The organism is Pseudomonas sp. B21-041 (assembly GCF_024748675.1).
Taxonomy (GTDB): domain Bacteria; phylum Pseudomonadota; class Gammaproteobacteria; order Pseudomonadales; family Pseudomonadaceae; genus Aquipseudomonas; species Aquipseudomonas neuropathica.
Genome location: NZ_CP087175.1, coordinates 3,411,409 through 3,436,846, shown reverse-complemented (window position 1 = coordinate 3,436,846; position 25,438 = coordinate 3,411,409). Strand labels below are relative to the sequence as shown.

25 protein-coding genes and 2 pseudogenes are annotated in these 25,438 nt (G+C 55.6%); 6 read left to right on the top strand and 21 right to left on the bottom strand.

The window, feature by feature from the left end:
• The first annotated feature begins 1 nt into the window (after position 1).
• Complete coding sequence (locus LOY43_RS15255) at positions 2 to 1,303, top strand: ATP-binding protein (RefSeq protein ID WP_095126333.1); 1,302 nt, start codon at positions 2 to 4, stop codon at positions 1,301 to 1,303.
• A gap of 127 nt (positions 1,304 to 1,430) precedes the next feature.
• Here the strand turns inward: LOY43_RS15255 and pncA are convergent, their stop codons facing one another.
• From pncA to LOY43_RS15235, 4 genes are all read right to left on the bottom strand, one after another.
• Positions 1,431 to 2,057 (bottom strand): bifunctional nicotinamidase/pyrazinamidase, encoded by a 627-nt coding sequence (gene pncA, locus LOY43_RS15250; protein ID WP_258708306.1) that lies wholly within the window; start codon positions 2,055 to 2,057, stop codon positions 1,431 to 1,433.
• Between the two features lie 47 nt (positions 2,058 to 2,104).
• Positions 2,105 to 2,866 carry a transcriptional regulator gene (locus tag LOY43_RS15245; protein ID WP_095126331.1) on the bottom strand — a complete coding sequence of 254 codons (762 nt, stop codon included), beginning with the start codon at positions 2,864 to 2,866 and terminating at the stop codon, positions 2,105 to 2,107.
• On the bottom strand, positions 2,863 to 3,318 hold the full coding sequence (locus tag LOY43_RS15240) for an RNA polymerase sigma factor (protein ID WP_245398057.1): 456 nt from the start codon (positions 3,316 to 3,318) through the stop codon (positions 2,863 to 2,865). Before LOY43_RS15240 ends, LOY43_RS15245 begins: the two co-directional genes overlap by 4 nt.
• Positions 3,319 to 3,411: 93 nt before the next feature.
• A complete protein-coding gene (locus LOY43_RS15235; protein WP_258708305.1) occupies positions 3,412 to 3,945 on the bottom strand; it encodes a tetratricopeptide repeat protein in 534 nt (177 codons plus the stop codon).
• Positions 3,946 to 4,104: 159 nt separating this feature from the next.
• Between LOY43_RS15235 and LOY43_RS15230 the strand changes: the two genes are divergently transcribed.
• The gene (locus LOY43_RS15230) at positions 4,105 to 4,878 is read left to right on the top strand and encodes a class I SAM-dependent methyltransferase (protein WP_258708304.1); all 774 of its coding nucleotides are present in this window, start codon (positions 4,105 to 4,107) and stop codon (positions 4,876 to 4,878) included.
• A gap of 120 nt (positions 4,879 to 4,998) precedes the next feature.
• Here LOY43_RS15230 and LOY43_RS15225 read toward each other — a convergent pair whose 3' ends face one another.
• Positions 4,999 to 5,337 carry a DUF2834 domain-containing protein gene (locus LOY43_RS15225; RefSeq protein ID WP_095050878.1) on the bottom strand — a complete coding sequence of 113 codons (339 nt, stop codon included), beginning with the start codon at positions 5,335 to 5,337 and terminating at the stop codon, positions 4,999 to 5,001.
• A 389-nt stretch (positions 5,338 to 5,726) separates the two neighbouring features.
• Here LOY43_RS15225 and ilvA point away from each other — a divergent pair.
• Positions 5,727 to 6,722, top strand: a pseudogene (gene ilvA, locus LOY43_RS15220) (threonine ammonia-lyase, biosynthetic); the annotation flags it as partial.
• Positions 6,723 to 6,752: 30 nt separating this feature from the next.
• On the opposite strand, the gene LOY43_RS15215 reads toward ilvA, so the two are convergent.
• Together LOY43_RS15215 and eco are read right to left on the bottom strand one after the other, a co-directional pair.
• On the bottom strand, positions 6,753 to 7,058 hold the full coding sequence (locus LOY43_RS15215) for an NIPSNAP family protein (RefSeq protein ID WP_064362707.1): 306 nt from the start codon (positions 7,056 to 7,058) through the stop codon (positions 6,753 to 6,755).
• A 21-nt stretch (positions 7,059 to 7,079) separates the two neighbouring features.
• Positions 7,080 to 7,565: a serine protease inhibitor ecotin gene (gene eco / locus LOY43_RS15210; RefSeq protein ID WP_258708303.1), complete on the bottom strand. Its 486-nt coding sequence runs from the start codon at positions 7,563 to 7,565 to the stop codon at positions 7,080 to 7,082.
• Positions 7,566 to 7,932: 367 nt separating this feature from the next.
• On the opposite strand from eco, the gene LOY43_RS15205 reads away from it, so the two are divergent.
• On the top strand, positions 7,933 to 8,202 hold the full coding sequence (locus LOY43_RS15205) for a DUF1652 domain-containing protein (protein ID WP_007912157.1): 270 nt from the start codon (positions 7,933 to 7,935) through the stop codon (positions 8,200 to 8,202).
• Here the strand turns inward: LOY43_RS15205 and LOY43_RS15200 are convergent.
• Both LOY43_RS15200 and LOY43_RS15195 read right to left on the bottom strand, forming a co-directional pair.
• A complete protein-coding gene (locus LOY43_RS15200) occupies positions 8,199 to 8,597 on the bottom strand; it encodes a hypothetical protein (protein ID WP_258708302.1) in 399 nt (132 codons plus the stop codon). The two genes, LOY43_RS15205 and LOY43_RS15200, sit on opposite strands and share 4 nt — an antisense overlap.
• 89 nt (positions 8,598 to 8,686) lie before the next feature.
• Positions 8,687 to 8,956, bottom strand: a complete 270-nt coding sequence (locus LOY43_RS15195; RefSeq protein WP_099759259.1) for a DUF2790 domain-containing protein — start codon at positions 8,954 to 8,956, stop codon at positions 8,687 to 8,689.
• 491 nt (positions 8,957 to 9,447) lie between these two features.
• Between LOY43_RS15195 and LOY43_RS15190 the strand changes: the two genes are divergently transcribed.
• Positions 9,448 to 9,744, top strand: a complete 297-nt coding sequence (locus LOY43_RS15190) for a hypothetical protein (protein WP_038368500.1) — start codon at positions 9,448 to 9,450, stop codon at positions 9,742 to 9,744.
• A gap of 70 nt (positions 9,745 to 9,814) precedes the next feature.
• Here the strand turns inward: LOY43_RS15190 and LOY43_RS15185 are convergent, their stop codons facing one another.
• From LOY43_RS15185 to tssI, 8 genes and pseudogenes are all read right to left on the bottom strand, one after another.
• Entirely contained in the window at positions 9,815 to 10,615 is an 801-nt protein-coding gene (locus tag LOY43_RS15185) for a PoNi-like cognate immunity protein (protein WP_258708301.1), read from the bottom strand.
• Between the two features lie 45 nt (positions 10,616 to 10,660).
• The gene (locus tag LOY43_RS15180; protein WP_258708300.1) at positions 10,661 to 11,449 is read right to left on the bottom strand and encodes a PoNi-like cognate immunity protein; all 789 of its coding nucleotides are present in this window, start codon (positions 11,447 to 11,449) and stop codon (positions 10,661 to 10,663) included.
• Positions 11,450 to 11,501: 52 nt separating this feature from the next.
• Positions 11,502 to 12,257: pseudogene (locus LOY43_RS15175) on the bottom strand (PoNe immunity protein domain-containing protein); the annotation flags it as partial.
• Positions 12,258 to 12,288: 31 nt separating this feature from the next.
• Positions 12,289 to 13,230, bottom strand: coding sequence for a PoNi-like cognate immunity protein (locus tag LOY43_RS15170; RefSeq protein ID WP_258708298.1), 942 nt, complete (start codon positions 13,228 to 13,230; stop codon positions 12,289 to 12,291).
• Positions 13,231 to 13,235: 5 nt separating this feature from the next.
• Positions 13,236 to 14,177 (bottom strand): PoNi-like cognate immunity protein, encoded by a 942-nt coding sequence (locus LOY43_RS15165; protein WP_258708297.1) that lies wholly within the window; start codon positions 14,175 to 14,177, stop codon positions 13,236 to 13,238.
• 163 nt (positions 14,178 to 14,340) lie between these two features.
• Positions 14,341 to 15,282, bottom strand: coding sequence for a PoNi-like cognate immunity protein (locus LOY43_RS15160; RefSeq protein ID WP_258708296.1), 942 nt, complete (start codon positions 15,280 to 15,282; stop codon positions 14,341 to 14,343).
• Between the two features lie 3 nt (positions 15,283 to 15,285).
• On the bottom strand, positions 15,286 to 16,845 hold the full coding sequence (locus tag LOY43_RS15155; RefSeq protein WP_258708295.1) for a hypothetical protein: 1,560 nt from the start codon (positions 16,843 to 16,845) through the stop codon (positions 15,286 to 15,288).
• Positions 16,842 to 19,133, bottom strand: coding sequence for a type VI secretion system tip protein VgrG (tssI, locus tag LOY43_RS15150; protein ID WP_258708294.1), 2,292 nt, complete (start codon positions 19,131 to 19,133; stop codon positions 16,842 to 16,844). The genes LOY43_RS15155 and tssI overlap by 4 nt, the downstream gene beginning before the upstream one ends.
• A 374-nt stretch (positions 19,134 to 19,507) precedes the next feature.
• Here tssI and LOY43_RS15145 point away from each other — a divergent pair, with 374 nt between their 5' ends.
• Entirely contained in the window at positions 19,508 to 20,809 is a 1,302-nt protein-coding gene (locus tag LOY43_RS15145; protein ID WP_258708293.1) for an OprD family porin, read from the top strand.
• A gap of 38 nt (positions 20,810 to 20,847) precedes the next feature.
• Here LOY43_RS15145 and LOY43_RS15140 read toward each other — a convergent pair whose 3' ends face one another.
• The 4 genes from LOY43_RS15140 to xylB form a co-directional block, all read right to left on the bottom strand.
• The gene (locus tag LOY43_RS15140; protein WP_258708292.1) at positions 20,848 to 22,113 is read right to left on the bottom strand and encodes a hypothetical protein; all 1,266 of its coding nucleotides are present in this window, start codon (positions 22,111 to 22,113) and stop codon (positions 20,848 to 20,850) included.
• 188 nt (positions 22,114 to 22,301) lie between these two features.
• Positions 22,302 to 22,922, bottom strand: coding sequence for a hypothetical protein (locus tag LOY43_RS15135; RefSeq protein WP_007912129.1), 621 nt, complete (start codon positions 22,920 to 22,922; stop codon positions 22,302 to 22,304).
• A gap of 45 nt (positions 22,923 to 22,967) precedes the next feature.
• Positions 22,968 to 23,906, bottom strand: a complete 939-nt coding sequence (locus tag LOY43_RS15130; protein WP_258708291.1) for a carbohydrate kinase — start codon at positions 23,904 to 23,906, stop codon at positions 22,968 to 22,970.
• 13 nt (positions 23,907 to 23,919) lie between these two features.
• On the bottom strand, positions 23,920 to 25,416 hold the full coding sequence (gene xylB, locus LOY43_RS15125; protein WP_258708290.1) for a xylulokinase: 1,497 nt from the start codon (positions 25,414 to 25,416) through the stop codon (positions 23,920 to 23,922).
• Positions 25,417 to 25,438 lie beyond the last annotated feature (22 nt).

Below are 25,438 nucleotides of genomic sequence, written 5' to 3'. Positions count from 1 at the left end.
GATGTTTCGCATCCTGTTTCGCCTGTATCTGGTGACGATCGTCTCCTACAGCGCGGCGATCTATCTGGTGCCGGATCTGGTGGTCATGGCGTTCCGGGATCGCTTCGTCACTTACAACCTCGATTATTCGCGCGGTCTGCAATCGCTGATTACCCGTCAGTTTCACGCCGTGCCGCACGAGCAGTGGCCGGCGCTGGCGGCGTCGATGGACAAGGATTTCCAGCCGCTGCACATCGCCCTCGCGCGGATCGACGATGCCGGGTTCACCGCTCTCGAGCAGCAACGCCTGCGCCGTGGTGAAAACGTCGTACGCATTGGCGACTGGGGCTGGCGCACGTTGGCGGTGACGCCGCTGGACGACACCACCGCCGTGCAAATGGTCGTGCCGCCGGATCCGCTGGACGTCAATCTGTTGTACTGGAGCATCAACGTCCTGATCGGCGCGAGTCTGCTCGCCTGCCTGTTGATGTGGCTGCGCCCGCATTGGCGTGATCTGGAACGCCTCAAAGGCACTGCCGAACGCTTCGGTAAAGGTCACTTGAGCGAGCGCACAAAAATCGCTCCGAGCTCCAACATCGGCAGCCTCGCCAATGTTTTCGACACCATGGCGGGCGATATCGAAAACCTGCTCAATCAGCAGCGTGACCTGCTCAACGCCGTATCCCATGAACTGCGTACGCCACTGACTCGTCTGGATTTCGGCCTGGCTCTCGCCCTGTCCGATGACTTGCCGAGCGCCAGCCGCGAGCGCTTGTTGGGCCTGGTCGCGCACATTCGTGAGCTGGATGAGTTGGTACTGGAATTGCTCTCTTACAGCCGTTTGCAGAACCCGGCGCAACTGCCGGAGCAGGTCGAGGTGTCGCTGGATGAGTTCATCGACAGCATTCTGGGCAGTGTCGATGAAGAGCTGGAGTCGCCGGAGATCGTCATCGATGTGTTGCTGCACGGTCAGCTCGAACGCTTCTCGCTCGATCCACGCCTGACCGCGCGGGCGATCCAGAACCTGCTGCGCAATGCCATGCGCTATTGCGAAAAACGCATTCAGATTGGCGTGCAGGTCAATGCCGAGGGCTGTGAGATCTGGGTCGATGATGACGGCATCGGTATTCCCGATGATGAGCGAGAGCGGATTTTCGAGCCGTTCTATCGACTTGATCGCAGTCGGGATCGGGCTACGGGTGGGTTTGGTCTTGGTCTGGCGATCAGCCGTCGCGCGCTGGAAGCACAGGGCGGCACACTGACCGTTGAGTCTTCACCGTTGGGCGGGGCACGTTTCCGGCTGTGGTTGCCCAATAACGCCTGAGCTGCGTGACGCTGAAAATGTACCTGTGGAAGCGAGCCTGCTCGCGAAGGCGTCGGGTCAGTCAACGCATACTTGGCTGACATACCGCCTTCGCGAGCAGGCTCGCTCCTACAGGGAATTGCGTTGTTCAGACCAGCTCTGTGGATTGAATCAACCCGACCCCGGCACTTTGCATCCGCTCAATCGCTGCCGCCAGTGATCCATTCAGATCGATCGCCCGGCACGCATCCATCACCACATAAGTATTGAACCCCGCCGCCCGCGCATCCAGCGCCGAAAACATCACGCAGAAATCCAGTGCCAGCCCCACCATGTAGACCGTATCGATCCCGCGCTCTTTCAGGTAGCCGGACAGCCCCGTGGTGGTATGACGATCGGCCTCCAGAAAGGCCGAATAGCTGTCGATATCCGGATTGCAGCCCTTGCGAATGATCAGTTGGGCGTGAGGCAGGTCAAGTTCCCGGTGAAACTCGGCCCCCGGTGTCGATTGCACACAATGGTCGGGCCAGAGCGTCTGCTCGCCATAAGGCAACTGGATGACATCGTAGGGCTGGTGCCCGGGATGACTGGACGCGAATGACGCGTGCCCCGCCGGGTGCCAATCCTGTGCCATGACCACCTGGGTGAACTGGCGGGCGAGCCGGTTGATCAGCGGCACAATCAGGTCTCCTTCGGGGACCGCTAATCGACCGCCGGGGGTGAAGTCGTTTTGAACGTCGATCACCAGTAAGGCAGAACGAGATGAATCTGGCATCGTGGAGGCATCCTCGGAAAAAATACGCGCTGAGCATAGTGCAGGAACTAGCTGGTGATTAAGCGGCTTTTTAACAGTTTTGCCTTGTCTTCCAGCGCTATCGGGGCGTCGTGTCCGATCAGCATCCAGGCGTGTTCACGTTCAGTCCAATACACCACGTTCATCTCACGCCGACGCTCATGGGCCAACGGCTGACTGCCGCTGTTCGAGCGGGTCACACACAGCGCCAATGGCCCATGTTTCGCATCCAGATAAACGATCTGCGCAATCGGTACGCCGTCGTACTCCAGCATCTGCGCCCGTTTGAATTCGGCATCAGGCAGCTTCAAAGTGGCTGGCGCAAGGTTCAGGCCCAGGCGCGCATCGACGGTGCGCAGTTGCACGCGTTGGGAGGCTTCGTCGGTGGGCAGGTGATCGAGCGTTTGCGGCACATACAGCGCCATGTAATCGCCCACCAATGCCCGCCAGTTGTTCGATTGCGCGGCGTGCCAGCCGAGGAATAACCGGTCGGCCAACACGCCGCCGGCCAACAGCGCAGCGGCGGCGCCACCGATAAACCAGCGGCGATTGAAGCCCGGAGGCTGCGGCGCTGGAATGGCGTCCAGCCGCGCTTGCAGACGCTCCAGCGGGGCCTGTTGCGCCAGCTCGTCATAGGCTTTCTTGTAGGGCAGATTGCTGCGGCTGAGCCATTGCACGCGCAGACTCAGCAGTGAGTCTTCGGCAATGGCGTTGTCGAGTTGATGGCGATAGTCGCCGTCGAGTTCGCCGTCGAGGTAGGCGACCAGTTGCTCATCCGAAGGTGGGTTCATGATCGGTCTCCTTCGGTGGATTTCGGCACGGTCTGCAGCGGTGGGTATTCAGCGAGTTTGAGGCGGGCGGTGGCCAGACGGCTCATGACCGTGCCGATCGGCACTTGCAGGATTTCAGCGACTTCGCGGTAGGACAAGCCTTCGACATAGGCCAAATACACCGTTTCGCGCTGGGTTTCCGGCAGCGCGTCGACGCGGCGGATCACTTGCGCGGCCATCACATGCGTCTGCGCGGCGTACTCACCATCGAACGCCAGTTGACCATCGGCATCGACCTGCCCCGTCCCCTGACGCACGCGACGAGCGCGTACTTCATTGAGCCAGATCGAATGCAGAATGCTCAGCAACCAGCGATCCATGCGCGTACCGGCGATGTACTGATTGGCGCGCTCCAGCGCTCGCACGCAGGTGGCTTGCACCAGATCCTCGGCCACGTGTCGATTGCGCGACAGTAGTAGACCGTAGCGCCACAGTCGCGCCAGGTGCTGCCCGAGTTCTGCTCTGAATGCCTGATCGTTGAAGATGATGGCGGCCCTTATAAGTGCTCAGGTTTTCGATGAGTCGTTGATGGCTTCGGCCAGGTCCTGGTATTCCTCGCACGACGTGCCGCAAATCGATTGGATCTGCTGCAACTGCTCTTGCGCCAGGTCAACGCGGCCTTTGATCACATAGGCCTCGCCGAGGTATTCGCGCACTTGCGCGTACTGCGGATCGAGTTTCACCGATTGCAGGTAATAACCGATGCCCTCGTCAGTGCGCCCCAGCTTGCGCGTGGCGTATCCGCGATAGTTGAGGGCCTTGGCTGTGTTCGGTTGCTTCAGCGTGTCGAGCAACGCCAGGGCCTCTTCGTAGCGACCGGCCTTGGCAAGGCGATAGGCGTAATCAGTACGGTCGGCATCCGAAAGTGCTTTGCTGACTTGCATCACACACTTCTGCGTTTTGCTGTCCCAGACCTGGCCTTTCGGGCATTCCGGTTTCTGCACCGGCGCTTCTTCATCACCATTGGCCAAGGCCAACTGGCTGGACATCGCGGCGACCAGCAGCAACGGGGCGGCGAACATAACGGAACGGATAGTCATGGGCAAGGCTCCACAGGGGGTTATGTTTCACTTTGAACACCACAGGGTGAATTTTTATTCATTGCTTTATCAGTGACTGTTCAAGGTAAGCGTAAATTCAAGCGCTATGCTCGGGAGCGTCTGCCGTCGATCCAATGTTTTGCCGTAAGGAGAGTTGCCATGACCGATCACGTCCATCATTCAGCCGCTGCCGGCTACAAAACCGCCGCCGACACCTACGTCAAAGGACGGCCGGACTATCCGCCGCAAGTCAGTCAATGGTTGACCACGACACTGGGTCTGGATGGGCATAAAACCGTGATCGATCTGGGCGCCGGCACCGGCAAGTTCACCGGACGTCTGGTGGCGACGGGCGCGCAAGTGATCGCCGTTGAACCGGTGGCGCAAATGCTGGAAAAGCTCTCGGACGCCTGGCCTGACGTGCTAGCCGTGAGCGGCACGGCGACTGACTTGCCGTTGCCCGACGCTTCCGTGGATGTGGTGATTTGCGCGCAAGCGTTTCACTGGTTCGCCAGTGCCGAGGCGCTGACGGATATCGCCCGGGTGCTCAAGCCCGGTGGCAAGTTGGGGTTGATCTGGAATTTGCGCGACACCCAGGTCAGTTGGGTGCCGAAACTGGACGCCATCGTCAACGCGCTGGAGGGTGACACGCCACGCTATTACACCGGCGTCTGGCGCACAGCGTTTCCGCACCCGGCGTTCGCGCCTCTGCAGGTCGAGCGGTTTCACCATGGTCATACGGGCTCGCCGGAAGACGTGATCTTCAATCGAGTGCGCTCGACCAGTTTCATCGCCGCGCTGCCGGAGGCGCAGCGGGCGAAGGTCGATCAGCAGATTCGTGCGTTAATCGCCACAGAGCCGGAACTGCGTGGCAGGGATGTGGTGACGGTGCCGTATGAAACGGCGGCGTTCGTCGCCGTAAAAAAGGGCTGAATGCCACGACATTCCAGTGTAGGAGTGAGCCTGCTCGCGATAGCGGAGTGTCAGTTACCTCATTTTTGGCTGACACTCCGCTATCGCGAGCAGGCTCACTCCTACAGGGTTTTCAGGTGTTCATAGTATCTGGCTGCACTTTGCCACCGCCTTGCGCCGTTCGCGAACCCCACGCACCACCAGATACAACAACGGCCCGATCGATACGAAAACCGCCGTCAACAACAAATAAGGCAGCACCGACCAAATCGACTGCCCACGCGACCGGGCATCCTTGACCATCCACACGCCCGCCAGCGTGGCCAGCAGATACAGATCAATCACCACCTGCGCGGTATCTGGCCGCGACATCAGGCTGATGCCAAAGTCGATCAACGACTGTTCAGCCTGGAGCATCACCGAAACGGTGTAACCGCTAAACGCGAGCAAAGCCGCGAGGGGCAGGGCGATCGACATCATGCATTCCTTCCGTGGTGTGATGAGAGAGTCGCCAGACTAACGCTGCCGCGCAAAAATGGCCATTGACTCGGCAATAGCGCACAGGCTAATTTCCAGCCCATGACTTCGACTGTATCGCGCTGCCAGCCAATGATTATTACCGCCATTCCTCATTTGGCGGGCTAGCTCACGACTGCAGCACCCAACCCGCCCTAGAGGCGGGTTTTTACTTTCTGTCTCCGGGGTTTTTGAAGTGTGGCTCATGTAGGAGCTGCCGAAGGCTCGGGCCGCGATCGGACGATCTTTTGATCTTGTTTTTGATTTAGAAAAACCAAAGTCAAAAGATCGTCCGATCGCGGCCCGAGCCTTCGGCAGCTCCTACAGGGACCGTGTGAAATTCTGCCAAGGAGATGTTCATGAGTTACACATACGATCAGCAAACCCTGCTTGAGCACTACGTGAAAAAGATCCTCGCCGCGCCAGTGTACGACCTCGCGGTGCGCACGCCTTTGCAAGCGGCACCGGCGCTGTCGGAGGCGCTGGGCAACCGGATTCTGCTCAAGCGCGAAGACCTGCAACCGACGTTCTCTTTCAAGATCCGTGGCGCCTACAACAAACTGGTGCAACTTAGTGACGAGCAAAAGGCGCGCGGGGTAATCACCGCCTCGGCCGGCAATCACGCGCAAGGCGTAGCATTGGCCGCGCGCGAGCTGGGGATTGCGGCGACCATCGTCATGCCAGCGACAACGCCGGAACTGAAAGTGCTGGGTGTGCGCAGTCGTGGCGCTGAAGCGCTGCTGCATGGCGAGAGTTTCCCGTTCGCCCTGGCGCATGCGCTGCAACTGGCAGAACAGAGCGGACGCACCTTCGTGTCACCGTTCGATGACCCGGAGGTGATCGCCGGGCAGGGCACCGTGGCGATGGAAATCCTCCGCCAGCATCAAGGTTCGCTGGATGCGATTTTTATCCCGGTAGGTGGTGGCGGTCTGATCGCCGGCATCGCGGCCTACGTCAAATACCTGCGCCCGGAAGTGCGGATCATCGGCGTTGAATCGGAACATTCAGCGTGCCTGAAGGCTGCGCTCGAAGCTGATCAACGCGTCGTGCTGCCCACTGTGGGGACGTTCGCCGATGGCGTGGCGGTAGCGCAGATCGGCGCGTTCGGGTTTGAGGTCTGCCGCTTTTGCGTCGACGAGCTGATCACCGTCAGCAACGACGACCTCTGCGCAGCGATCAAGAATATCTACGACGATACCCGCTCGATCACCGAACCTTCCGGCGCGCTGGCCGTGGCGGGGATCAAGCAATACGTCGCGCGGACCGGGGTGCGCGAGCAGACATTCGTGGCGATCGACTCGGGCGCGAATATCAACTTCGACAGCCTGCGCCATGTCGCCGAGCGCGCCGCAGTCTGCAGCGTCTCGGCGTGAAGCGGCTTACGGCAGCAACGGGCGCAGGAAGCTGCGCTCGTAGCTGACGATGAACTTTTTCTCGACCAGACTGGCGACCAGTGCGGTGCTTTCCGGGTCAGTCATCGCGATGTGCCGATAGCTTTCGTAATCCGCCAGTGACGGAAAACTGAACAGGCAATAAGCGATGTTGCTCGCGCCTTCGGACGGCAGAAAGTAGCCGTGATGCGTGCCGCCCAAGCGCTCGACGATGCCGAGCCAGGCCTTGGCGTAGGCCTCGAACTCAGGCAGTTGGTACGGATCAATGACGTATCGGACGTGGCAGGTAATCAAGCAACGCACTCCTTGTTCTGATTATTCCTGCAGGGCTGTACCGACTTTTTCCGAGGCCGACCAGATGCGATAACGCACTTCGACGTCCGATGGCGCATACAGCACGACCGGCAACTTGCTGTTGTACCGCAGCATGAAACCGTCACCAACGACCGGCACGAAGGCGCGTTTCTTCTGGCTGCCGGGCGGGCAGGCCATCATCGTGCTCATCGGGCCGATGACCTTTTCCAGTCGATAGAACGGATAACCCCAGCCTTCAAGATTCTTCTCATCGAGAACACCGCCCAAACGCTGGCGATTGCAGTCCACTTCAAGGGTTTTGCCGGCGAGGATTTCCACCTGGAAGTTTTCTTCCTGCTCTTGCTTGGGCAAATGAATAACCTGGCGGGTGAACCCGGCATCAGCCTTCGGGTACGGCGCGACGTCTTCAAGCTTGGCGGCGTGGGCGAGGGTGGACAGGCTGGCGATGAACAGCCCGGTGGTCGCGTAAACGCGTAAAGAACCCATGGAAGCCTCCGTGCGGGTGTAGGGTGGATAACGGGCATTCTTACCGTCATGGGCCGTGATTGCAAACCAGCGTCGAGTTGCAAATTGCAGTACCCGCCGAGGCCATTCTTGCAAATTGCAAGTAGCCAAATACTGGCACCGCCGCCAAGTGCTTGATTTCATGAGGGTGAAAATGAACCGATGAAAGGCACGCTTTATGCGTCTTTTCAGTGCGGCGCACCGGCCTTGGGCGCCTACACTCCAATGGGCATTTCGCAGTACCACCGCTTGTCGCACCAGGGAAACAGCGGGGACACACCCGTGCAGGGGCAGCAACGGTCAGCGTGAATACTTGATTGGCATCTCACAGTAAGGAGAGGGTTTCGCCATGTTTCTGTCTGCCTTGGAACTACGCAATATCATTGAAAGCAGTTTTCTGCCGAAACGCTGCCAGTGCACGCTGTCGCCGGACTTGTCGATGACCGTCAAGGTTTTCGGCGATCACCAGACCGATCAAGTCGATCTGTTGGTCAGTGGCATCGACGCCAGCCACCTCAATGGCTGTCGTGAAATCAACGAACTGATCGCCGGGCTGCGCTCGGATCTGAACCAGCAAACTGTGCAACATCACTACAGCCCACGCTCCAGAGTCGTTTAACGCACCGTTTCACCCAGTTCGACCGTCACGCGCCGGGCCTGCACAAAACCAAGGCCCAGCGCGAACTCGACCAGCACCGCGAGCAAAATCCCGGGGCCGGCATGGCCGTTCAGCCATTCCGCAAAACCCAGCGCCGCCAAACCAAAACAACCGACGATAAACCCGTTGCTCAGCGCATTGCGCCCCAGCGACGGCGGTGCGTTGCGCACCAGATAAAACATCACCCCCAACGCCGCAAACAGCACCGCACTGCGCCGCGCGACAAACCCTGCAGCGTCGGAATACTCGATGCTCCAGATCGCCAGCAGGCTCTGCGGGAAAACGCCCCAGGCCAGCGCCAGCAAAAAACACAACGAACACGTGAAGCCCGACAACGTGCGAAACGACAACTGCATGGCGAATCCTTGCGGCAGTGAGGAGGGCTCCGAGCATAACCGCCGAAACTCCCCACGCCTACCGCAAACCCGCAAATCAGACGTTTCTGTCAGTTCTGGAAGTTGCACGCGTCAGACAATTTCCGATAGCTGATTTCCTCAGGCTTACCGGCGTTGTCGATGTACTTCATATCGGCCGTAACCACTTTGCACAGTTGCGTTGGTGGCTCGGTCAACGACACTACTTTGGCCACCTGCAGCGGCATGCCGTACTCATACGGCACGGCTTTGGACGTGGCGGAAGTGTCGTTGGCCTGGGCCAGCCCGGTAAACGCGGTGCAGGCGAGGGCGGCAGTGAGCAATAAAGGACGAATGTTCATGAAAGGACTCCCGAGTGACGGTTCTAGCGTTCGGCGTGATTCACCCGAACCTGCCGCACTGGGCAACAGCCAGAATGGCTGAGGGCGTGCGGTTCAGTAGAGTTTTTGACCACGGCGTTAAGGGATGGTTAACCGAGCTGAACGCCGGCTGTCAGGGAGCGCGGCGATTTTCTCAGGAAGGTTTGGCGAATTCCTACAAAGGCTGGTGCCTTGTCTGCTTTCGGCGGCTGGAGCGGGGCAGTTATTGTCGGTTGCCGCTGCAAAATCAGTGGTTCGGGTTTGGTCACCCGGGAATAATCGATTGCATATGTGCCATCATTTGCACCGCGGAGTTCTTTGACCGTGAAGTGCATAGCTGTGGCGGCCGTGTGCGGGACGCCTTCGGGCGAGCTGAGTTGATTGTTCTCGGTTGACCAAGCCTGTACACGGTCCGCCTCCCACCGTTTGGTCACGGTGTCGGCGGTTACTTTTGAAACAATCGAGTAATCAATATGCCAATAATCAAACTGCTACAAAACCGCTATCTCCCCCTCAGCAGCAACGTCACCGAAACCCCGACACTGCTCATCGACACCCAAGCCAACCCGAAAGACATCCTCGAAGCTGCCGTCCAGCGCATCCGGGCCGCCGCCGACCTGCTCGAAACCCTGCATTGCCTGTGCTTCAAGCACGCCGACGTGCAAGACATTCCACACATTACCCATGCGCTTTACCTGCTGACGCAGGATGGCAATGACTTGCTGCAGGTGGCGCAGCAGCAGATGTTGAACTGGAAAGCGCCTGCTTGAGTTCACCGCTCAAAAAAGCCTGCCGTCGAAAGAGGGCAGGCTGAGTGGTGGGTGGCTGGATTCGAAAAGCTCATTGTGGTTGCTGGCTGCGAGCGTATTCGACCAGATCTTTGGGGTAGACCATGTGATCGATTTTGCTGTCGTCTATACCGTATAAAAACGCGATGGCAGCAGCCTCGAAAGCCCAATAACCAACGTAGTTGCCGTCATCGTCTTCAATGTCGAGATGACTGTCATGCCAGTTAGTTTGTAAATCTTCGAAGCCTTGGTACCAACCGTCACAGTATTGCTCAAGTAGCTCGCTGGACTCTTCAGCGCTCTCCGCGTAAATCGCCCGAACCAGCGGCGTGTACAAATCGTGATACCACTCATCAAGGTCAGCTCGCCCGGGCAAGCACTTGCGCAGCAGATCCTCATATAACGTGTCCTCGCCTGCGTAGCCGGCTCGGTCAATCAGGGCGGAGAACCTGGCCAGTAAGTCGATGCGATGCAGCAGGATGCACAAACTCATGACCTGGACGCATTCTTCGTACTGCTCCGGCCAATCATCGATTGCCAAAGGCGAAACGTTGGGTTCATCGTTCAGAGCAAGCGCTTGCTGATTGATTTCATAGTGATCTACGAGCTTCTCCAGTCGCGGAACCAAAGAGGCTATCGGTTCGCCTGCCGTGTAACTGACCAACAAAGCGTTGAACGCGGCATCTTTGAAATAAGTAGTGCGTAACGCCTGCTCTTCAGCAGCGCTATCCGCCTGCATGGTCTCGCCCACCCAGCGGGACTCGGTTTCATCATAGAGTCGGATGGATTTTCGATAGTACGAGTCAGTGAGAAACGCTTGGCGTTTACGCACTAGGGGATCTTCCTTTTCCATAACACCTGCTCAAGATCGAGAACTGAAAAGTCTTTATGAGATCCGCTACGAAGGTTGAACGTTGTTGGTGGGTCGTTGGCTTCTTGCATATTCGACCAGATCCTTCGGGTAGACCATGTGATCGAGCTCACTGTCATCTATGCCGTACAGGTAAGCAATGGCACCCGCTTCGAAAGCCCAATATCCGACGTAACTGCCTTCCTCGCCGTCGTGGTGCGTGTCATGCCATGGCGCCTGCTCAAAGGCGGAATACCAGTTCTCGCAGTAATTGCTTAGAAATCTGGATGCCTCATTCCTATCTTCAGCGTAAATGGCCTGTATCAGCGGCGTGGAGACATCGTGATACCACTGATCGATATCCGCTCGCTCAGGTAAAACCTTGATCAGCAAGTCTTCGTAAAGAGTGTCCGTATGGGCATATCCCGCACTATCGATTAAAAAGACAAAGCGTTTTAGCAAGTCAGTGCGATGAAACAAGATGCAGAGGCTTATGACTTGCAGGCACTCTTCATATTCATCTGGCCAGTCATCAATAATCAGAGGAGTGATGTTAGGTATCTGCTCATAAGTGGCCTGATATTTCTGGAGTTCTTCATGGCTGGAAATCAGCGCTTCCAGAGGCTGAACTAGCCTTTGTATATCCTCTCCAGCAGTGTAAAGCATAAAGACATGCTCCAAATGGAGGTTTTTAAAGTTCCTGGCTCGTAGAGACTTCTCTTGTTCAGGAGAGTCTGCGGTGAATAGTTTGTCCTTCCAGAATTCAAATTCTTCGTCGTAGTTTGTCAGGAAGTTTTCGTAACGTAATTCAGTAAGATATTTCTGCCGTATTTTCAAGTGTCATGTCCGTGACGAATATCGTAGTTTAAATTTAAGGCTTTTTGGCTTGCGATCTCGCGTACTCGACCAGATCTTTGGGGTAGACCATGTGATCGATTTTGCTGTCGTCCATGTCATACAGAAACGCTACAGCCCCAGCTTCCAGAGCCCAATAACCACAGTAACTGCCTTCGTCACCTTGTTTGTGCGAATCATGCCATGGAGCTTGCTTGAATGCCGGATACCAACTTTCGCAGTATCTTTTTAATAGATTTGAAGCTTCGTCTCTATCTTCTTCGTAGATGGCTAGGACGAGAGGGGTGTAGACGTCGTGGTACCAACGGTCAACATCATATCGATCCGGTAAAAGCTTGCAGAGAAGGTCCTCATACAGCGTGTCGTCGCCGGCGTACCCTGCAGGATCAATAAGTGCAACAAAGCGTTTCAGTAAATCGGTGCGATGGAGAAGTATGCATAAACTGAATACTTGAACGCACTCCTCGTACTGATCTAACCAATCATCAATGGTTAACGGTGTTATGTTCGGAATGCCTTCATGGATAGCCAGTTTTTCTTGAAGTATTTCGTAGCCGTCGACAAGACTTTCCACCAATGGGATTAGAGTTTTTATTTCACTTCCGGCTGTGTAGCGGATAAGTATTTCTTTGAGTATCAATTTTTGGAAGTGACGAGCTCTCAGAGACTTTTTTTGGTTCTCTGAGTCTGACTGAAAAGTATTTTTTTCGAAGAAAAAATTTGTCTTTTCCTTGTTTCTGAAAAAATTAGAATAGCGTGTTTCGCTCAGGAACTTCTGCCGTATACTCATATCGATTCTCTTCCTCAAAGCCCCGGTGCCTTTATTCTTCAGTCGCCCAATACCAAATGGTTTCGCACCATTTGTAATCACTAAAACTAGGCATTGTTTCACCGAGAAGGAAGTAACGTCTCGAGTTCGCTTGTGCGGGTGTATACCAATAACCAGTCATACTGCATGGTTGACCTGCATCTATACAAGCAATTTGATATTCATCAAGCGGTTGATGGTTTCTGGCGTATTCGACTAAATCTTTTGGATAAACCATATGATCGAATTTGCTATCATCGATGCCATACAAAAAGGCGATAGCCCCGGCCTCGATTGCCCAGTATCCGACATAGTTTCCTTCTTCACCCTGCAGATGAGTATCATACCAAGGAGCCTGTTTAAAGGCCGGGTACCATTGGGTGCAATATTCTTTTAGAAATTTTGTGGCCTCTTCTTTGGTTTTTGCATATATGGCTTGCACTAGCGGAGAATAAACATCGTGATACCATTGGTCTACATCAACTCTGTCGGGTAATATTTTGCAGAGTAGATCTTCGTACAGTGTGTCGTCGCCCGCATATCCAGCATTATCTATCAACTTAACAAAGCGCTTAAGCAGGTCTGTGCGATGTAATAGAATGCAAAGGCCTATAACTTGCACGCATTCCTCATACTCGTGTGGCCAATCGTCTATTGCGAGTGGTGAAATTTCTGGAGATTGTTCAGATGCGGCTAGTGCTGTCTGCCGGATTTCATATTTTTCAACAAGATATTCTAGTTCAGGAATCAGCAAGGATATTTCTTCGCCTGCTGTATACATCGCCATTAGCTTTCGAAGTGCTAAGCGCTGAGCAAATCTTGAGCGCAGTGTCGCTTCACGTTCGGGGGTGTCGGACTTGAATTTGGTGGTTTCTAAAATTTCAACAGCTTCGCCGTGCTCTCTCAAGAAATTTTCGTAATGGGCGTCACTGAAGAGTTTTTGTCTTTTTCGCATATCTTTTATTCTTCGCCTGACCAATACCAAATAGTGTCCCCCTTATGAGAGTCTTTGATGTCAGGCATAACCTCACCTTGAGTGAAGTGAGAACGAGACTCAGCTTTGGTAGGGGTAAACCAATAGCCAGTTTTGCTACATGGCTGACCAGCGTCAACACGAGCAACCTGTGACGCATTTGTCGGTCGATAATTTCTAGCGTACTCGACCAAGTCTTTGGGATAGACCATATGGTCTATTTTGCTGTCGTCTATGCCATATAAAAATGCAATAGCTGCTGCTTCGATGGCCCAGTACCCGACATAATTACCATCCTCTCCTTGTAAATGAGTATCGTGCCAAGGAGCCTGTTTAAAGGCTGGGTACCATTGTTGGCAATATTTTTTTAGAAGCTTTGAAGATTCTTCTTTATTGTTAATGTATAGGGCTTGTACAAGTGGTGTATATACGTCGTGATACCAGCGATCGACGTCGTGGCGGTTTGGCAGAACTTTCTTCAATAAGTCTTCGTAAAGAGTGTCATCACCAGAATACCCTGCTTGGTCAATGAGTTTTACGAAGCGAGGTAATAGGTCAGTTTGATGCAACAAGATACAGAGACTGATAACTTGAACGGCTTCCTCGTATTGATCCGGCCAGTCATCTAGTGCCAATGGCGATATTTTGGGCGATTTTTCATATTCAGCTAGAGTTTTTTGACGGATCTCGTATTTTTCAATTAGATCCTCCAACAGAGGGACGAGGTTCTCTATGTTTTCTCCTGCGGTATAGCTGGCAAGAAGCTTGTCAAGAGCTAAGGTCTGAAAAAAAGCTGAGCGAAGTGATGCTTCTTCCTCGGCAGTGTCGGATTTGAATTTATTGCTTTTGAAGAACTTGATTACTTTGTCGTGTTCTTTTAAGAAATTTTCATAATGGTTTTCGCTAAGATAAGCTTGTCTTATTTTCATGTTGGCTAGTCTCATCTTGAGCGAGTCTGATGCAAAGTGTTTATAGTGCACGATGACTTATGCGGAGATGTTTTGCTATTGAGATTTCATAGGGTTGCAATAGTATGCTACGAGCATTTCGCTCAGAACTGTAGGCCAAGTTCTGAGCGAGTAGGAGGCAATTCTATTCTTCGCCTGACCAATACCAAATAGTTTCACCCCATTTGGAATCACTGAAGCTCGGCATCGTTTCACCTTTAAGGAAATGACGTCTTGAATTTTCTTGTGCCGGTGTAAACCAATAGCCAGTCATGCTGCATGGTTGACCAGAATCAACGCGAGCAACTTGAGATGCATTAGTTGGCTGATAGTTTCGGGCGTATTCGACCAAATCCTTTGGGTAAACCATGTGGTCTATTTTACTGTCGTCTATGCCATACAAGAAGGCAATCGCGCCAGCTTCGAAAGCCCAATAGCCTACATAACTTCCGTCCTCGCCTTGTAGGTGAGTATCATGCCACGGAGCTTGTTTAAAAGCGGGGTACCACTGTTTGCAGTATTCATTCAAAAGAGTTGATGATTTTTCTTTAGAGTCTGCATATATAGCTTGAATCAAAAGTGTGTATACGTCGTGGTACCATTGGTCGACGTCATGCCTATTTGGCAATGTTTTTCTTAGTAAGTCTTCGTACAAGGTGTCGTCGCCAGCATATCCAGCTTCGTCCATAAGAATTACAAAGCGCTTTAGTAAATCAGGTCGCTGCAAAAGTATGCACAAGCTGATGACCTGGACGCATTCTTCATACTGGTCCAACCAATCATCTATTGCCAAAGGAGAGATTTTGGGTGCCTGTTCGTAGATGGCTAATTTCTTTTGCCTAATTTCATATTTTTCTATTAGCTCCTCAAGCAATGGAATAAGTGTGTTTATCTCTTCTCCAGCTGTGTAGGTGGCTAAAATCTTATCAAGTAAGAGATCTTGGAGGTGTCTGGCTCGAAGTGAGGCTTCTTGCTCTGGAGAGCTAGATTGGAAGGTATTTGTTTTACAGAATTCAAGAACTTCTTCGTACTCTTGTAGGAAGATTCTATATTGATTTTCAGTGTAGAATTTCTGTCTTTTTTTCATGTTCTAAACCTCGAGCGTGAGCGTCTCTAATTTGCCATATTTTCTAATCAAAGATTTTTTTCGCTTATTCACGAAAGCTTTGATTTCGGCGTCCTTATAATGAAAGGCCTTGTGGCTTTGGTGAGTTTCGTCGCTAGAGTTGTTAAGGCGTGCGCCAGCGTGATCTTTGGGGCTCATGCTTGGGTGGTATAGTGGTGAATAAAAAAGATGGCGACTATATGAGCTTTTTATTTGCACAGCTAATGCAGCCCGAAAGGATTTTTTTACATTTCTATCGATCCACTCTTCGCTCATCTGAACAAGTATTTCCCTTGTCTTTGATGTTGAACTTTGCTTGTTTTTAGCGGTGGTCGGTTTGTTTTTTCCTGACCTTAAAGGTGTCTTGCTTTGGGCGCTATCAGAGGCATTTTCTACCGGTTCGAGCAAGTCGCTAGGGTCAGTAAGGCCTGAAACACCTAGCTTTGAACCAACCCCTGGTTTTCTAGTGTTATTTGGTTTACGCATAAATTTAGGCGCATCCTCATCTCGGCTTGCTTTGGCCTCAATGATGGCAAAATTCTTACCTTCATTGTTTGAAGGGTTTGCGCGCCAGATTGCATCTATGCCCGTACCATTCGCTCCGTCCGTCAACTTATAAAGGACATGCTTCGCCTTAGGACTCCCGCCCGCCGAAAGCTTGCCCATCTTGCTGGCACTCGGCAGGCCCTCAAGCCACTTCCCATCAGCACCCTTGTCATGCCCATCCCAATCCTTGCCCCAGCCAAACTCCACTGCACAGATGTAGTCCGCAATGTGTTCGCCGCTCACTCCCAAACCCTCGTTCAAAATGCTCGAAGGGGCCTGAAGGCCCATTTTCGAGGCTTCGACCTGGTTGGAGTGGGTGCCACTGGCGCCATCGGTGCCTTTCGCTGCAACCGAGGAGTCTTTGTTGGCGGGTTTTTCTGCTCTTTTCGGGTGGCTGGAGCCGGAGCCGGCTGCCGAGCTATTGCGCTGCATGCCTTTCCATTTCACCAGTCGCTTTTCAACGATCCCGACCATGGCCGGCATGTTGTCGCGGGAGGAGGCGAGGACGGTGACGACGGAGGTTTTTGCCCAGTTGGGCAGGCTCTGGAACGTCGAGGAGCCTTTGACGCCGGTGATGATTTCATCGAGTTCGCCGCGTAGCTTGCCAGCGTTGAATATCTGCTTGAGCAGTTCTTCGGGGCTGGTTTTGATTCCGCACTCTTGCAGGACGAAGCGCAGCAGGTCGAACAGTACCGGGGCATAGCGCTGCGGGTCTTTATTGACGATGCGCAGGCTTTTTTTCAGGCCGTCGCCGGGACCTGGAATCCAGCCGATGACGGCCATCAGCAGGTCAAACTGTGCGTCTTCCTTGCCATCGGTCGACTCTGCGTTGTAGAGGACGATCGCGGATTCAATGGTGTCGTAGGCATCGATGGCTTGCCCCAGGAACGGCACTGCGCCTAGCGCGATGCCTTTTGCCAGCTCAACGGCGGCTTCTTGATAGGCGGCGCTACGGTCTTCGCCGCCGTCGTTTGCGCTCTCAGCTACTGCCTCGCTCATGTCAGCCTCCCTGCGGCTTTCTCCACTAATGCTTGTAAATCAACCTGGTTCGGGTCCAGGCCGAGCTTGCGTAAATCTTCGTTAACTTTTTCGTCCGAGTTCTGCACCACCGCGACACTTTCGCGGCTGAACGGCCGTGGATCTTCGCCGTAATAGACTTTGGCCGGTCCTTTCGGCACGTCTTCCAACCGGGCGAAGCCGTCATCGTCCAGCACGCCTTCACGGGTCGAACCGTCGGCAAAATCAACGCGATAAGACGCGCCGGGCACCGGTTCCAGATTGTCGTAGTGCAAATTCAACTCAAGCCAAGTCGGGTTGGCCTTGGCTTTTTCCATCAGCCTTCCGGCAACGTCTGCCGCTGCCAACCCCGGAATCAACGGCACCAAAATCCCGATCCCTGTGCCCACGCCAGGCGCGCCGCCGGTATTGACCTTCACTTCAGCGCCGCTGATGGTCACGCCGCCGGCGTCGACCTTGACGAAACTGCCGCCAGCCTTGGCGGTGAGTTCCATGCCGGCGTCTACCACGACCTTGTCGCCGGCCTGGTAGTGGATTTCGCTGCCGGCTTCGACGAATTGAGCGGTGCCGATTTTTACGTGCTGGGTCACGCCGACGGTCAGGTGCTCGTCGGCGCGCATCTCGCTGATGCGGTCCAGATGGGTGATGCGGTGTTCTTCAACCTTGAATTCGCTCAGCGTGTTGGCTTCGACGGTGTCGTGCCGTTCGTTGCCGACGCGGATTTTCTGGTCGTGCTCGATGTTTTCGTCCCAATCGCGTTGGGCGTGGATGTAGATCTGCTCGACGCCTTTTTTGTCTTCGATACGGAATTCGTTGTAGCCCTTGCCGCCCGGTGAACTCAGGGTTTTGAAGGTGCTGCGGGTCTTGTTGGCCGGCAGGTCGTAGGGGACGACGTTTTCCTTGTGGTACAGGCAACCCGTGACCAGCGGCTGGTCGGGATCGCCTTCAAGGAAGGTAACGAGGACTTCCATGCCGATGCGTGGGATGGCGATGCCGCCGTAGGCTGCGCCGGCCCAGCCGCTGGCGACGCGCATCCAGCAGGTGGTTTTGTCGTTGGACTGGCCGTCGCGGTCCCAGTGGAATTGCACTTTGATGCGGCCGTATTGGTCGCAGTGGATTTCTTCGCCTGCGGGGCCGGTGACGACGGCGGTCTGGCTGCCGAGGACTTTTGGTTTCGGGTGTTCAAGGGCAGGGCGGTAGTGAGCGTCCCACGGGGTGGCGAGGAAGCTGTTGCGGTAGCCCTGGTGGAAATCGCTTTTGTTGTCGGTGACGTCGCTGGTGACGTTTTCGCCGAGGACTTGCGGTTGTTTGCCTTCGTGGAAGACTTCCAGCAGCAGCCACAGGTCGTTCCATTCGGCGCGCGGGTGTTCGGCGAGCGTGAGGAAATGGCCGCTGGTGAGGGTTGGTTCGTCACCTTTGCCTTCGGCGAGTTTGTAGTCGCTGCGATGGCGTTCCAGCGCGCGGGTGGAAAGGAACTTGCCGCGCTCGCGGGTGGTGAAACGGCCGGGGTAGTCGTAGTCTTCGAGGTCCGGGGCAAAGGTGCTTTTCGCGGTGCCTTCGGGGAGGATCTGCGGTTTTTCGAAGTCGTAGTCGCGGCGGCTGACGCGGGTGGTGCGGGTTTCCAGACGCAGGTTGAAGCGCTTGATCACCGGTTTGTCGGCGGCCATGCCGGAGTCTTGCTGGTAGCTCACCGGTTTCAGCTTACGGAACACGGTCTGGTCGTCGCCGAACACCAGTTTGTGGCCGCTGCTGCTGTGCTGGAAGTGGAAGTGAATGCCTTCTTCCTCGCACAGGCGCTGGATGAAATGCAGGTCGGATTCGTCGTACTGCACGCAGTACTCGCGTTCCGGGTATTCGGCGTTGAGCTGGAAGCTGTAGGCGTCGGCAAGAATGCCGCGATCTTCCAGGACCTGAGCGATGATCTTCGGCACGGTCAATTGCTGGAAAATCTGCTGATCGTGGTTGTGCCGCAGGTAGGCCAGTTGTGGCACCAGGCTGAGGCTGTAACGGGTCAGGGTCTTGCCGGAGTCGCCTTGCTCGATGCGATAGACCAGACCGTGGATCTTGCCTTCGCCGGTCGGGCCGAAGGTCAGGACGCCGGGCTTGTGCAACAGCTCTTCGAGTTTGAGGTCGGGGCGGGCGCTGACGAGTTCGAGGTCGAAACGGAACGGTTCGTTGAGGGCTTCGCGACCGGTGAAGCTGAGGACTTGCAGGTCGGCGTTGGCGCCTTCAAGCGTGAGGGTAATGTGGGTTGCGTTGGCGTCCAGCATGCCTTGAATTCCGTCCATTGAATAAGCAGGTGACGGATGATGGAGGATTCAGCCGCCTCGTTCAAGGCACAAAAGCCGTAGGTCTGGCAGGTTTGCGGTATAGGGAAAACCCTTAGATGAGGTGTTTGGCCCAATGAAACCGGGTGTTTGCTGCGAATTGGCGTTCATTGCCGGCAACTTTTCCCACGACCCGGCGTTGAAGAATCCTCAGTCAGATTCAGACTAAAGTCGCCTGTAGCCCGTCAAAGCCATCTGCCATCATTGCCGCTCACCCCTGCGTGTTCACTTTCTCCTGGTTCAATCTGACCCGGGACGGGAGCTATTTTTCTGGCTTGTTGCGCGCTTGCGCAAACGCTGCATTGTTGGAGTTTTTCATGCGTCCCCCATTTCCCCTCATCACCCCGCGCCAGTCGTTTGGCTTCGGAGCCTTTGTGCTGTGCGCAGGTTTTACCGCACAGGTTCAGGCCAGCGGATTTTTTGAAGACACCAGGGCGAAGATCGAATCGCGCACGGTGTACTTCAACCGCGATTTCCGTGATGGGCACACCACGAACGATCAGGGCGCCTCCAAGCGTGAAGAGTCGGCACAGGGCTTTATTCTCAACCTGCAATCGGGCTACACCGAGGGCACGGTGGGTTTTGGTATCGATGCGCTGGGCATGCTCGGCTTTCAACTCGATTCCAGTCCGGACCGCAGCAACAGCGGCTTGCTGCCCTCCAGCGGCAACGACCCGCGCGGCTCGAAAGGCCAGTACGCGAAAATGGGCCTGACCGCTAAGGTCAAGGTCTCGGACACGGTGCTGAAGTACGGCGCGCTGCTGCCGGATCTGCCGTTGCTGAAATACAACGACGGTCGTTTGCTACCAACGATGTTCAACGGCGCCATGCTCACCTCTAAAGAGGTGAAAGACCTGACCTTCATGGCCGCGCGTCTGGACAAGTACACCGCGCGGGACTCCACCGATTCGCAAGACATCCGCGTGCACTGCAAGAACAAGCGCTACGCGTGCAACACCACCGCCGACCATTTCGACATGTACGGCTTCGACTACAAGATCAACGATCGCCTGACCGCGCAGTATCACTACGCTGAACTGGAAGACATTTATCGTCAGCACTTTGTCGGGCTGTTGGGTAATCAACCGTTAGCTGGCGGTGTACTTAAAGCAGATCTGCGCGTGCTGAAAAGTGCCGACAGCGGTGATGCCAAGGCCGGTTCCATCGATAACCGCGCGTTGAGCGGCATGCTGTCGTATGCGCATAGCGGCCACACGTTCAGCGCTGGTTGGCAGCGCATGAACGGCGACAACTCGATGCCGTACCTCGATGGTAGCAATCCGTATCTGGTCAACTACGTGCAGGTCAACGACTTCGCCGCCGCGCAGGAACGCTCGTGGCAGTTGCGTTATGACTATGACTTTAAAGCCATCGGCATTAATGGTTTGAGCTTCCTGACCCGCTATGTGAACGGTGATCACATCAAGGTGTTGGGCAGTGATCAGGAAGGCAAGGAGTGGGAACGCGACAGCGAGTTGAAGTATGTGATTCAGACGGGCACGTTCAAGGATGTGAGTTTGCGTTTGAGGAATGCTACGTATCGCACTAATTATGAGAAGTTTGCCCGGGATGTGGATGAGACCCGGTTGATTGTGAGTTATAGCTTTTCGGTGTTGTAAAAGGGCCAGAGGCGATGCTCCCCTGGCCCAATAACAGGTCAGGGCAGTGTGCTTATGAAGGCTCTGATTTTCGAGCCTGCCTGAAACGAGCCGACCGCTTCCAATGCCGAGCTTGATATCGCTTCTCCTACGTATTCGTCAGTTCCCGCAGCAGGTTGAATACTGTTCAAGCCACCATTCGGGCTCCAGGTAAAGACAGTATTGGGTATGGAGAGGTCCTCGGAGGCGCAAGTCATGAGGGCTGTATCAATACTCACGGCCAAGGCGTCAACACGGCAGTTATTGAAGTTTTGCGGCGTTGGCAGCGGGTCTGCATCGTCTGTTGAAGTGCGCCAGAAAGCCGGAATTTCATGATTTTGTGCCACCAGGACTTTAACGATGGCGGACCCATTGTTATTCAAAAATGCGACTTCGACCGAATAGTTTTCGGTTGACACCAATGTTTTCGCCTCGGCATCAGGTCCTGACCAGTAGGTCGCAGCGGTAAAGTTGTTGGCGTAATGGCAAGTGCCAGCCGCTTGACTCTGGCTATTGATGCCGACCACCTCGCAATACGTCGCCGCTGGGGGGAGTTTCAGCGCTTTCATGACGTACTTTGTGCCATTGAACGTGGCGATTGTGGCTTTCGGGTTTCCCAACAGGTGCGGACAATTGAGTGCCACGAGGGTCGAGCTATCGGCATTGGAATCAACAATAGCGGCGACCCGACAATTGTCATTTCGGACCGAGACCTGGACCGGTTCACCTCTTTTTTCAAAAGGCCACACCACGGCGGTGTTACCCAAAAGGGTAATACTTTGGCCCGCCACATTGCCAAAGAGCGTCGCGGCGCGTAGTTCTGCTCCGGTATCAAGCGCCAAGGGTTGCAGGCGTTTGGGCTCCTCGTTGGGGACGGCAACGCGCCAGAACACTGGCACCCTGCCCAAGACAGGTCCCAGAAGCTGATCACAGGTACCTGTCATGATGTTCAGTGTCAGAAAGCTACTGTCGCAGGACCGATTGGCCTGCAAAGGTTTGAGGTAAATCAGCTTGGTCGGATTTGCATTTCTGAACCAGGCCTTTTTCACTCCGTTCTCGACGCAATAGCCCAAAGCTCGGGTTGTTTCCACCACGCCAGATGCCCGGCATTCTCCTGTATCAGGACCAACAGGTACCGGTTGGCTGGCTTGCACGCTGTTTACCAGTGCGAACATGGGGAACAATGAGGCGACAATGATGAGTGGTTTCACGAACGCTTTCATAAGCTTTTCTTCCATGAGTGATAACGGATCGCCAGCGCTCTCCTGCATCCAGTAGACAAACAAAAAACTCCCCTGCCTAGCTGTCAGAGTTGACAGCTAGGCAGGGGAGTTTTTTCCGTATAGAGAGCCACCGATGTCGTCGATGCAGGAGGTACCGAAGGCTGCGATCCTTTTATCTTGCTTCAAGATCAGAATCAGAAGATCGCAGCCTTCGGCAGCTCCTAGAGGGAATCTCGGTTACCGTTCAGGATTTACAACCAATGCCAGAACCGGCTCCAGAACCCCCGATTCAAATCCTCTTTGCACCCGGCATATTGCCGCGCATACACATCCGAACGATTCTGCACTTTGCGCGCCGTCGGCATCAGCCAGGCTTTGCTCGCGTAAGTCTTGTTGCGGAACCCGCCCCAGCCTTCGTGGTAGTTGAGGTATTGGTTGTAGGCGTCGTACTTGTACACGCCGTTGATCGAATAGGTCTTGTCCATGTACCAGCCGACAAAGTCGATGGCGTCGTCGAAGTCTTCGCGGTCGGCGCCGCTGCGGCCGGTGCTTTTCTGGTAGTCGGCCCACACTTCATCTTTGGCTTGCGCGTAACCCGAGGCGGTTGAGACGCGGCCCCACGGGATTACCCAGAGCAAGTATTTGCGCGGAGTCTTGGCGTCATAGCGGTAACCGGATTCCTGATACATGATCGCGAAGGGCACCTGAATCGGCACGCCCCAGCGTTTTTGCGTGACTTGCGCAGCGTCGTACCAGTCGCTTTTTTCCCGGAAGATTTCGCAGATGTCTTCCGGCGAACGGGGCGGCGAGGTGCCGCACCCGCTCAGTAGCGTTGCCAGTGTCAGTAGTCCAAGCGTCTGCCTGTAATTCAAAAGCCGTTATCCCGTCGTGCGCAAAAAGGCCGACAGTCTACGCGCTCAGCTCAATTGATGACGATAGGGCAGATCCGGGCCAGTCTTGCTGCAGGTCAGCGCGGCGGCTTGCACGGCGAACTTGAGCATGGCGTCGATCTGCTCGCGCGCGAGTTGCCGCACGCCTTCGACCGAATCCAGACCGTGCTCGGTCAGCCAGGTGATCAACGCAGCCTGAAAGGTGTCGCCCGCGCCAACGGTGTCGGCAATCTTTATCGAGGCTGCCGGGACTGACCATGTGCCGTGTTGGCGGCTGAACACAGTAGCGCCGTCGCCGCCACGGGTGAGGAAGACGACCTGGCAGCGGTGTTCGAGCCAGCCTTCGATCACCCGTTGCGGGTCTTGTTCGGGGTAGAGCAGGCTCAGGTCTTCGTCGCTGACCTTGATCAGATCGGCCAGTGGTACCAGCGTCGCGATGCGCTCACGCCACAGGTCGATATTCGGCTCGGGATTGAGGCGTACGTTCGGGTCGAGGGTGATCAGGCGTTTGCCGCTTTCACGCTGTACCAAGGTCAGCAAGGTGTTGCCGATCGGCTGCACCACTAGCGAGAACGAGCCAATGTGCAAGCCGCGCACCTCAGGACCCAGCGCTGGCAGATGCGCCAGACTCAGCTGCCGGTCGGCGCAGCCTTCACCGCGAAAGCTGTAGTGCGGCGAGCCATTGGCACCGACGGCGACCATGGCCAGTGTGGTCGGCGCGGCGAAATCCACCAGATAGTCCGGGCGCACACCTTCATCCTGCAGCACTCGCTGCAAGCGGCGGCCGAGGTAGTCGGTGGACAGCCCGCCGAACAAGGCCGAGTCCACGCCCAAGCGGCGCAAACCGACGGCGACGTTGAACGGCGAGCCGCCAGCAATCGCCTTGAAATTTACCTTCGAGGCCAGACCGCTGGTGTCGTCTTCACTGAAAAAATCAAACAGGGCTTCGCCACACACCAAATACATAATTGTTTGCTCTTTATAGGGTTGCGACATGCTGTTGATAGCGTTCATAGGCCTGCTGGAACGCCGCGACGTTGGCGGCAATCGGCAGGGTTTCACTGCTTGAGTCGAGTTTCACGCAGCGCTGGCACAGATCGGCGAGGGTATCTTCGTGGCCGTTCGACCAGGATTTGCACCACGCCGCTTGAATCGCTGCGCCCAAGGCTGCGGCTTCACTTTGTTCGGTACAGATCACCGGGGTGTTCATGATGTCGGCGACGATCTGCCGCCACACCGCACTTTTCGAACCGCCGCCGATCAGGCAAATGCTGCGGCTTTGTAAACCATTCTGGCGGAGCAAATCCAGCCCGTAGCGCAAACCGAAGGTGGTGCCTTCGACGGCGGCGCGGCACAGATTGGCCTGGGTCAGGTTGTCCAGCGTCAAGCCGTGCAGGCTGCCGGTGGCGTGGGGCAAGGCGGGCACCCGTTCACCGTTGAGGAATGGCAGCATGCTCACGCCGTCAGCGCCGATGGGAGCCTGGGCGACGAGGTCGTTGAACTGTTGCAGGTCGAGGTCGAACAGCTCGCGGATCGCGCCGGTGGCGTTGGTCAGGTTCATCGTGCAGATCAGCGGCAACCATCCGCCGCTGGACGAGCAGAACGTCGCGACCGAGGCGTCCGGGCTGACTTTTGGTACCTCGGAATAGGCGTAGACCGTGCCGGAAGAGCCGAGGCTCATGGTGATCGCGCCGGGCTGAATGTTGCCGGTGCCGATGGCGCCCATCATGTTGTCGCCGCCGCCGCTGGAGACCAGCGCATTGGGGTTGAGGCCGAGGTGTTCGGCGATGGCCGGGAGGATGGTGCCGACAGATTGATGCGCATCGATCAACTCAGGCAGTGCGGCTTGCAGGCGTCCGCTGGCGTCGATGTCGCGCAGCAGCTGCAAGTCCCACTGGCGGGTGCGCACGTTGAAATAGCCGGTGCCGGAGGCGTCGCCGTATTCGCTGCAGGCGCGGCCGGTGAGCCAGAAGTTCAGGTAGTCGTGCGGCAGCAAAATGCGTGCGATGCGTGAGAACACCACGGGGTGCTGTTCTTTGGTCCAGAGCAGTTTCGACACCGTGTAGCCCGGCGCGATAACCACGCCGAGGCGTTCCAGTGAACCTTTTTCACCGCCCAGATGAGTGAGCAGACGGTCGTTTTCGGCGCTGGTTTCGGTGTCGCACCAGAGCTTGGCCGGGCGCAGCACTTCACCTTGATCATCGAGCAGGACCAGACCGTGCTGCTGGCCGGAGACGCCGATGCCGAGGATCGCCTGACCGTCGACATTCGCCGCCAGCAATGCCTGGCGGGTAGCGATGGCGAAGGCGTCCAGCCATTGCTGGGTGTCTTGTTCGCGGCGACCGTTGGCGCCGCTGATCATCGTGTGGGCGGCGGCGCCCTGGCCGAGGACTTGACCGCTGACGGCGTCGAGGATGATGGCTTTGGTGCCTTGGGTGCCGCAGTCGATGCCTAGGAAGAGTTGTTGTTTTGTCATTAGCACTCCAGGACCGCTCGTT